This is a genomic window from Fulvivirga marina, assembly GCF_016775155.1.
GTDB lineage: Bacteria > Bacteroidota > Bacteroidia > Cytophagales > Cyclobacteriaceae > Fulvivirga > Fulvivirga marina.
On record NZ_JAEUGD010000066.1, the window covers coordinates 848711 to 859420 of the forward strand.

At 43.2% G+C, this 10710-nt stretch carries 1 protein-coding gene; it reads right to left on the minus strand.

The window, feature by feature from the left end:
* Positions 1-17: 17 nt before the first annotated feature.
* Entirely contained in the window at positions 18-10706 is a 10689-nt protein-coding gene (locus tag JMN32_RS23695) for a non-ribosomal peptide synthetase (RefSeq protein WP_202858868.1), read from the minus strand.
* Positions 10707-10710: the final 4 nt, after the last annotated feature.

Below are 10710 nucleotides of genomic sequence, written 5' to 3' on the forward strand. Positions count from 1 at the left end.
GTGGTCTTTGCGCTCAATTAAAATTTTATAATATCATCAGATTCTTTTTCAGAGTCCTCGTCATTGAGGAAACTATCCAGCTCTTCATAGCTGATCACTCCGGATAATCCAAAATCGGACGGAGTGTACTGTCTTTGCCCCAGTTTTTCCTTTTCCAGGCAGTGTTCGAAGATCTCCTTCAGGCTATTTACAAACTCAGCACTGATACGCTGGGTCTGCTCTCTACCAGTTGCCTCACCAAACGACCACCTCAGCCATAGCTGATCCTGATCAAACCCACAGTCAATGATCACTTCTTCACCGGTTAATGGGAAGTTACTCTGCAAATAAGCGTTGGATATAACATGCTTTGACAGGTTACTAACACTGGTCATGCCATGGAACCTGAGTTTTATATTCCATGGATTCTTCTCAAACTGAGGTTCCTTAAGGATATACTTCAGTACTCCGTAACCTAGTCCATGATCTGAGATCTTACTTCTTGACTCTTTAACTTGTTTTATCAGTTCATCCACACACAGCTCTTTTTCAGCATGCAGCCTGAATGGATAGGTCTGATAAAAATGTCCTACAACTTTATCCGTTCGGCTATTATTTTCGACACCTACTACAATAGCATTGGCGTCTTCTCTCCGCCTAAGTGACAAGGTAAGAGCACCCAACAAGAAGTCGAGGTTACCGGTCTGATACACAGCATGGGCTGAAGATGCATCAAAGGCGGAAAGGTCAATCTGTTCGGTAAAGTGCTCATAAGAATCATTCAGCACAGGTATATCCTCCGCCGCGAATCCTTTCCACAGATCTGCCTCTCTCTTGTAACGGTCTGCCTGATATGATTCATTCAAAGCACCTAATCTGCTTTTATAGGTATCTATATGCTCACCAAGAGATTTCCCGTCCAGAACGGACATGAACTCATCTGCAATAATGTCCATAGAAGGCAGATCAACCAGTAGGTAGTTTGCATTAAGGATCACTGCATTGCGCTCTACATCTTCATTGGTTTGCACCAGTATAGCTCTAAAGGCTACATCTTCAGGAAGATGCTGAAGCTTTTGCTGTGCTATCTCTACCTGCAGTCCCTCATGAACTTCTTTACTGGATGAGAAATCAACAACCTCCAATGGTGTTTGTGCGTCATCAAAGCGTTGCGTCCATTGATCATCCGTTTTTGCAAAGGCTACTCTTAGTGCTGCATGTCGTTTGGCCACCTCGTTAAGTGCTTGTTGTAGTTTAGCTACACTCAGAGCTTTGTCTACTGACAGTGCCACTGAGAGGTAACCTGATGATGCTGACTCCAGGTATTGAAGCTGATTAGGGGTTGCCGAAAGGCTTTCCAATGTTTCAAAGCTGATCTCTTTAGCTCTTTTTTCACCCCTTTGTTTCAGCACAGGTACTATATCTGCGATAACCTGATACTCAAACAGGTCGCTAATTTCCATATCATACCCCAACAGATTTGCTCTGCTCACCATTTGAATGGAAATAATCGAATTACCTCCCAAATCAAAGTAGTTGTCGTACCTGCCCACCTGATCAACAGCCAGCAGCTCCATCCATATATTGGCAAGATCCTGCTCTTCCTTCCCTTGAGGTGCTTCATATTCTTGACCGCTCTGCGCCTGAATATTAATCGCCTGAAGTTGCTTTTTATCTATTTTACCATTTACAGTTACGGGTATTGACTCATGCTCTATGACTACATCGGGAATCATATAGTATGGGAGTTGGGCTTTTAAAGTATTCATCAACTCCTTTTGATTGTACTCTGCACCGGGAACAACATGTGCCACTAAAAACTTGAAGCCAGAGGCATTCTCTTTAGTCATAACCACACATTGTCTCACCATAGGGTTCAGTCTGATCTTGGTCTCAACTTCACCTAATTCAACCCTGTTACCTCTTATTTTTACCTGATCATCGTTCCTGCCTATAAACTCCATATTGCCATCAGACAGCCATCGGGCCAGGTCTCCTGTTTTATAAAGCCTTTGACCTTTGTGGAAAGGGCTCTGGATGAACCTTTCTCCGGTGAGTTGCTCCCGGTTGAGATACTCCTTAGCCAGGGCAACCCCTCCAATATAAAGCTCACCTACCACTCCAATTGGGCAAAGGTTCAAATGCTCATCCAGTACATACTGGGTTACATTGCTTATGGCTTTACCGATCGGTGAGTACTTGCGATCTTCAAAATCAGTTTTCTGAACTTCATAGCTGACCACAATTTGTGTCTCGGTCGGACCATAATAGTTGAGTAACCTGGCATTGGTCTTATCAAAGAATTGCCTGATGTCTTCATTAAGTATAAGCTGCTCACCAGCAGTAAATATCGCCTGAATACTCTCCGGGTAAATGTCTGTTCTTACCGCCTGCTCACAAAGGTTCTTCAAAACAATGTATGGAATAAACAAGTGGTTAACTCCATTCTCTTTGATCAATGCCAGCATTCCCTGCATATCTCTTCGACGGACTTCATCGATCAATACCAGCTTTCCTCCATAGCAAAGTGCAGAGAAAATCTCCTGGAAACTGGGGTCGAAGTTAAGGCTGGCAAACTGTAGTACGGTTTTCCCTTTTGTTGAGCATGCCTGTTCCTCATGCCATTGCATCAGGTTTATTAAGGCTGCCTCTTCCATTACTACACCTTTAGGAGTACCGGTAGACCCTGAGGTATAAATTACATAGACCATTTGGTCTTCAACTTCAGGCCTTACGATATTGCCCTCCTCAAGAAGAGCTATCTGATCCCAATCCTTATCCAGGTTTATAAGCTGAACCTCGTCTTCAATAGTGTCAAACTTACCTGTAGTGTCGTCCTTTGTCAACACTATGCCAGCGCCAGAATCACTGACCATGAAATGTAATCTTTCATTAGGGTACTCAGGGTCAAGCGGCAAATATGCTGCTCCTGCTTTTAGTATGGCAAGTATAGATGTAATCAGGTCTATTGACCTGCCCATACACACGGGTACAATGCTGTTAGGCTGAACACCGGCCTGTACCAGATGTCTGGCCAACTTATTCGCTATCTGATTAAGCTCTGCGTATGTCAGACTATCATTATAGAAAGTAATCGCTGTTTCGTCTGGCGACAGCGTGACTTGCTCTTCGAATATTCTGATGATAGAACGGCTCTCTGAATATGTTTTTGCTGTGTCGTTGAACCCTTCCAGCAGCTTATGCTCTTCTTCGCTGCTTAACAGTTTTAGTTTTTCGATACTTTCCTGGCTATTATCAACTACTGCCTGTAGCAAATTCACATAATGTTCTGCCAGCTTAACTATAGTCTCGTTTTTGAAAAGGTCTTTACAATATCCCCAGTTGATGATCATCTCATCATTACGTTCTGTTACGTTGATGTCGATATCAAACCTTGATAGTGCCGTATCAAAATCTCTGTTTTTCAGGTTTACATCACCGAGCTTGATATTATCAATCGGTGGTGTATTTTGCATAACGAAGAGTATCTGAAAAATAGGACTATGGCTCATATTTCTATCCACTCCTATAGCCTCAACCACTCTTTCAAAAGGCGCATCCTGATACTGATAAGCCTCAAGTGTCGTCTTTTTAACTTGCTGCAGATAGTCCTTGAAAGTCATATCTCCTTTCACTGTCGTGCGCAGTGCCAGGGTGTTAACAAAGAATCCAACCATAGTTTCCAGCTCTGTTTGAGTTCTGTTGGCAATAGGACTACCAATGCATATATCCTGCTGAGCAGTATACCTGTGAAGCAATACCTTAAACGCCGCCACCATGGTCATATAAAGCGTAGTCTCCTCATGTTTGGAGAGAGCATACAGCTTATCCGCAAGTGATTTATCCAAAGTATGTTGATACATACCTCCGTCTACACCCTGTATATTAGGTCGGGGGTAATCTGTTGGCATCTGCAATGCCGGCACTCCGGTCAGTTTATCTTTCCAATATTGTATTTGCTTATTGAGTTCCTTTCCTTCAAGATGCTTTCTTTGCCAAAGTGCATAATCAGCATACTGCAACGACAGGTGAGGTACGTGGGCGGGTCTTTTGTAAAACAACGAGTTGTACAATTCCACCAGTTCTTTAACCAAAACGGAAACTGACCAGCCGTCGAAAGCAATATGATGGAAAACCACAACAACAATGTGCTCTTCATCAGATTTCCTGATAACCTCTGCCCTCAGCATAAAGTCTTGGGCCAGGTCAAAAGGCGCTTTGATCAAGTTTGTGATATAGCCTTCGATATCCTTATTCTCAATCGCACTCCAATCCGTAACCGTCATTTTCCAGCCTTCCGCCGGAAGCACTTTTTGAAAGCCTTTACCATCGCTTTCTTCAACTACCGTTCTCAGTATTTCATGCCTATTCACTATTCCTGAAAACGCGGACTCCAGATAGCTTAGGTTCAGGTTACCTTTAACTTCAAATGCCCACGGCATATGATATTGCTCACTTCCTCTGAGTTTATCAATAAACCAGAGTCTCTCCTGCGCAAAGGACAAAGGAATATTTCCGTTTTTAGGCTGTACGTATATTTTGGGCAGGGTACTTTCAGCAGTGGATGTATCCATTCTCGAAGAAAGGTCTGCCACCCGTGGATACATAAAGAAGTCGTTAAGACTAAGGCCTGTGCCCAGCTTCTTCCTGATCACTGAAACGGCACGGGTAGCCAGAAGTGAATGTCCTCCTATTTCGAAGAAATTATCATGTATACCTACCTGATCAATTTCCAGAATGTCTTTATAGATCTCGATGAGCTTTTCCTCAACCTCATTTCTGGGCTTGGTAATATTGTTATTGGAAAGCGCCATCCCTTCCACTGCCGGAAGAGCCTTCTTATCTACTTTACTGGTTGACGTAAGCGGAATATGATCTATCTCTACAAAGAAGCTAGGCACCATATACTCCGGCAAATGAGCCAGCAAATACTCCTTGGCTTTTTCCTTCTGATAATTTTCATCTGTCAGCACATAAGCTACCAATCGGTTGTACCCTGCATGATCCTGGCTACCAATTACCACACATTGCTTAATGCCTGACGCCTTTTGCAGTACTTTTTCTATTTCAGAAGGTTCAACTCTATATCCTCTTATTTTGATTTGCTCATCAGACCTTCCTAAGAAATCAATATTACCATCGGGCATCCACCGGGCAAGGTCTCCGGTATGATATAGTCTGTTACCTTTCTCATCTGAAAATTCATCAGGCACAAACTTCTCTCTGGTCAGTTCGGGCATTTGATGATAGCCTCTGGCCAGCTGTACTCCACCAATGTACATATCACCAGCTACACCAATAGGTACCATATTCATATTCTTATCAAGTATCCTAACCAGGGTATTGGTCACTGGTCTTCCGATGGGTATAGATAAGGCTCGCTCTGTGTCAATTTCGCCATTGCATTTATACTGAGTTGCAGAAATGGCTGTTTCCGTGGGGCCGTATTTGTTGTAAAAAGTACAGTAGTCTCTCCACTTTTCGTACAACTTCGGAGCGCAAACCTCTCCACCGGCTACAACTCTTCTCAATCCATTGTACTTACCCGGCTTAAGGTTATTAAGGAAACCTGGCGTAGCCTGCAAGTGGGTAATGCTAAGGTCGTGCAGGTACTTTTCTACCAGATCATGGTCCCTTCGGGTATCATCGGGAATGAGCACGCACACTGCACCATTGATCAATGGCATAAATATTTGCTCTACCGAAGGGTCAAAGCAATAGCTATAAAACTGTAATACTCTGTCGTCCTCGGCAATTTTAAACTCATTAGACTGATGCAAAATAAAATTAGTCAGAGCTCCATGCTCCTGAAGTACCCCTTTGGGCTGCCCGGTAGACCCGGAAGTATAGATGATATACATCAGGTCTTTCAGTCTGGTTTCTACCGGTAGTTTTTCTCCCGGTTGTTGCCCTATGGTATCCCAGTCTTTATCCAAACTAACTATGGTAGAAAATACATCAGTATACCTTAACAAATGACGGCACCTTGAATTACTGATCGCTATTTTCGATTCCGTATCTCTCAGTATGTAGGTAATACGCTCCTGTGGGTATTCTGGATCAATTGGCGCATATGCTGCTCCGGTTTTCAATACTCCCAGGATTCCGATGATCATTTCAAATGAACGATCGAGACATAGGGGTACTATTTTCCCTTTAGATATACCACGCTCCATCAGATAGCTGGCGAGTTTATTGGATCGTTCATCCAGTTCCTTATAAGTAAGGGTGGTGTCACGCAAGGCCAATGCTACATTATCAGGAGTCTTTTCGGCTTGTTGATAAAACAAGTCTATCAATGTCTTTTCCTCCTGCGGAAGCGTTATCGTCTGGCTAAAGTCATTCATGATCAGAGCCTTCTCCTCTTCATCGAGCAGGTTTATGGTATCAATATGTGATTCAGGATGATCCACAATACTGGTAAGCACATTTACAAAGTGCTTAAACAGCCTTTCTACGGTGTCGTGCTTGAAAAGATCCAGGCAATAAACTATTTCAAGGTAGATCTCATCCTCAACTTCAGTAAGACTGAAGTTAAGGTCAAACCTGGAAGTTACCGTGTCATTGTTCTCATGGATCAGCTCTACGTTATCAAACTTCAACTCCTCTGTTTTCGGAGTATTTTGCATGAGGAACTGGATCTGGAATAAGGCGTTTCTGCTCATGTCCCGTTCAACCCCCAGAGCTTCCACAACTTTTTCAAAAGGTACCTCCTGATTTTCAAAACCAGCCAGCGTAACGCTTTTTATCTGTTGTACCAGTTCCTTGAATGTACCCTGTCCGTCAACCTGATTGCGTAATACAATAGTATTGATAAAAAAGCCTATCAGACCTTCTATTTCTTTTTGCTGTCTGCCCGCAGTAGCTGTACCTACAGCTATATCATCCTGACCCGTATAGCGATAAAGCAATACATTAAATGCGGCCAGCATAGTCATATAAAGGGTTACTCCTTCCTTCTGGCTCAGCTTCATCAGTTTGTCTTTCAATTCTTTGCTGATCGTACCGGATACCTGAGCTCCACGGAAGCTTTGCTGTGGTGGCCTTCTAAAATCAGTAGGCATATCCAGCGGAGTAAGCCCTTGCAATTGATCCGTCCAATAAGTAAGCTTTTGATTCAATACATCCCCGGCAAGGTATTTTCTCTGCCACACAGCGTAGTCTGAATACTGAAGTGAAAGAGGCTGTAGTGTAGGAGGTGACTTCCGCAGGAAGCTATTGTAAAGCTCTTTTAACTCATGAACAAGGGTAGCCATAGACCAACCGTCAAATGAGATATGGTGTAAAACAGGTACCAGCAAATGTTCTCCCTCTGAAAGGCTAATCAAATGTGCCCTAACCATAAAATCGCTGGAAAGGTTAAAGGGTTTCTTTATTTCCTGTTCAACAAAATCATCTATAGATCCAAACTGTTTTTCTATCTCCCCAATATCGTGGCGTTGAAGGTTCCAATCTTCAACCGGCAGGACTACCTGAGCCGGCGCTTCATTTTCAACTTTGATCACCGTCCTCATTACTTCATGTCTCCTGATCACTCCTCTCAATGACTTTTCAAGTACATCGGTATCGAGGTCTCCTTTGAGCCTGAACACCCAGTGCATATGATATTGTACTGTTCCATGAAGATTATCCATAAACCATAGTCTTTCCTGTGCGAAAGAAAGTGGCACCTCTCCCGTTCGAGGTCTGGGCTTAACGGCCGGCAAAGTCACATTGCTGGTTTGCCCTTGTATAAACTTACAGAGTGCATGCAACGTGGTATGTTCAAAGAAATCACTCAGGCTTAATTCTACCTGGAGTTCTTTTCTGATCATTGACACTATTCTGGTCGCTAACAGTGAGTGTCCTCCAATCTGAAAGAAATCATCGTGTAAGCCAATCCTGTTCAGTTCCAACAGGTCTTTCCATATCTCACTCACTCTGATCTCCAGCTCACTTTCCGGGTCTATATGATTTTTATTATCGAGGCTGCTGTCATTATTAACTTCCGATAAAAACTTCACATCCACCTTACCGTTGCTCGTGGTGGGGAGTTCATCCAAAGCTACCATCTCCGTTGGCACCATATACTCTGGTATCATCAAGGCCAGCTCATCTCTTACCTCAGCTTGTAGCTTCGCTTTTATTTCTCCATACAAAGGGATATTAGTCAGACCTGATCGCCCTGCATTCTGGTGGGACCAGTGGTTCTCCACACTTGAGGGCATGTCTTTAGAAAGCACTATATTCAGCTTGAATGGGTCTTCATTGACAAGGAAACGGGTGCTGTAGCCCGACTCAGTAGCTTTCTTTATAATTTCTAATGTTGCAGGACTGCTATCACTTACTTTTTCCAGTGACTTCAGTATGTCATTGACGGTTTCAATATCATTATGCAGAAGACTTTCCAGGAACTGCTGATCTGTTTTAAGCCTTGGGTTAGGTGCATCTTTTATGGTAATCAACGAATGACCTTCCTGTAATGCCTTTTCAATACTATCATCACCCCAAACTTTCCAATCTGGTTTCTCAAGGTTGGTATCCTGCCCAATATGCAGTATAACCGTGTATCTGTAAAGTGACAATTCATTGATGGCCTCTCCCTGCTTCTCTACAATTTCTACATGGCTGATTTGCGGATATTGGGTCTGCAAATCGTAAAAATATTGAGGATGAAGGCAAAGTTCTTCTTCAGCGAGTATTGCTTGTCTAAGCTCCCACTCAAACTCCTTTTTATCCAACGAGCCCATTACATTATTGAGGTAGAGCCTGCCTTTGAAGGATTTTAGCAACCTGTTATCTCTAACGTCTCCGATGATTATTCTCCCCTTATCGGAGATCATATTCACGCAATTGTCAATAACCTTGGAAAGGTATTCCTCTCCTGGAAAGTACTGAATAACAGAGTTGATCAATATGGTATCCAGTGGTTGCTCTGCCGGCAGCTTAACTTCATGCGCCTGACTTCTGAAAAACTCTGTGGCACCATAATCTTTTACTCCTGAGGCTACTCTGGATTTGATATTTTCTATGGCCGATGCAGAAAAATCAGTACCAATATATTTCTTCAGGTTCCCGGCCAGCTCATAAAACATCAATCCGCTACCACAACCGATCTCAAGAAGGTTTTCAGGTTTATGAGCTTTGATAACATCAATGATGTCATTGAGCCACTCCCTCATCTGGTCTTTAGGGATATCCTGTCCCGTGAAGCTATCGCCCCAACCTACAAGGTTAAACTCTACATCTTCCGGTTCATCAGAATCACCATATTGTGATTCGTACAGGTCTTGCCAGCTATCCACCTGTTCATAGATAATCTTAGATTCAAGTTCTTCAACGCACTTCTTCTCGGGCACAAAATAGGCCGTAAGTTTATTCATTTGCAGCGCATCTTTTTGAGCCACAACAGCATTTTGATGAACCTGACTTATCTGGTTCAGGTTGCTTTCAACCTCTTTCAGTTCTATTCTATGTCCCCTGATCTTCACCTGATCATCCACACGTCCTAAAAACTGAATATTCCCATCAGGCAACCATTTCACAAGATCGCCGGTTCTATACATTTTTGCCTCTGGCCTATTAGCATACTCATCGTCCATAAACCGATCAGCAGTCAACTGTGGATTGTTGAGGTAGCCTGCCGTGACACCTTCGCCGCCGATATAAAGTTCTCCCTCAATACCGATAGGAAGCAACTCTTCATCCTCATCCATAACATAGGCACTAACTCCTTCGAAGGGCCTGCCTATCGGAATATTGTTATCAGGGGTTTTCTCTGCTTGTAAGGTATTGAAGGTATACCATGTACAACCGATGGTAGCTTCAGTAGGTCCGTATTCATTGATGATATCAACTGAGATGTTCCGTTTGGTCAGGAATTCCAGGTGGCTGTAATTCAGTGCCTCACCTCCTACTACAAGTCTTCTTGTAATAGGGTTAACATCATCGATATATAAGTCTTCAAGCAAGTGCAGCTGCGCCGGAGTAACTTTCAAAAACTGATAGGGAGCATACTTTTTAACCAGATCCGCCTTAAAAAGATCTCCTAGCTTTTGTTTAGACATGATCAATGGGTTGCCACTAAGCAGCGGAAGGAATATCGCTGTCAGAGAAGCATCAAAAGAAAAGGACAGACACAGTAAAGTCCCTGAGTTTATCGCCTTTTCAGGCATGTATGTATCTGCAACATTACTGATATAATGCCACAAATTCTTATCCAGCACTTTTACTCCTTTGGGTACTCCCGAGGTTCCTGAGGTATAGATTACATAGGTTAGTGAGTCAGCAGACCTGCCTGCACTTAAATTTGTGCATTCGAAGCCTTCCATGCTTTCTTTATCCTCCGGGATTATGATCTTGAAGTCCTGTCTGATTGCCTTCAGCATTTCACGATGCTCCGCGCTGCTAATTATAACCTCTGAATCCAGGTCATTAAGCAAAAAGTTGAGGTACTTTTTCGGATGCCTGGGATCAACCGGAGAAAATGCGGCCCCTGTTTTTAAAACACCAAGTATACTTACAACGGTTTCTACAGATGGCCCCAGCACAATCGGGATAATATGGCCCTGCTTTACGCCATGAGAAACCAACCCGTGGGCAAGTTGATTAGCCCTTTGGTTAAGGTCATCATAGGTCACCTCCAGATGGTCGCATACCAATGCCAAGGATGTGGCATACTGCTCTGCCACGCTCTCAAACTGATTAATCATATTTTCCTGGTGTATATATTTTGTAGTCTCTTGCATTTTT

What these genes read in the sequence shown, in the direction of transcription:
- JMN32_RS23695 (WP_202858868.1), bottom strand. Translation starts at nt 10,706, where the DNA reads ATGCAAGAGACTACAAAATATATACACCAGGAAAATATGATTAATCAG.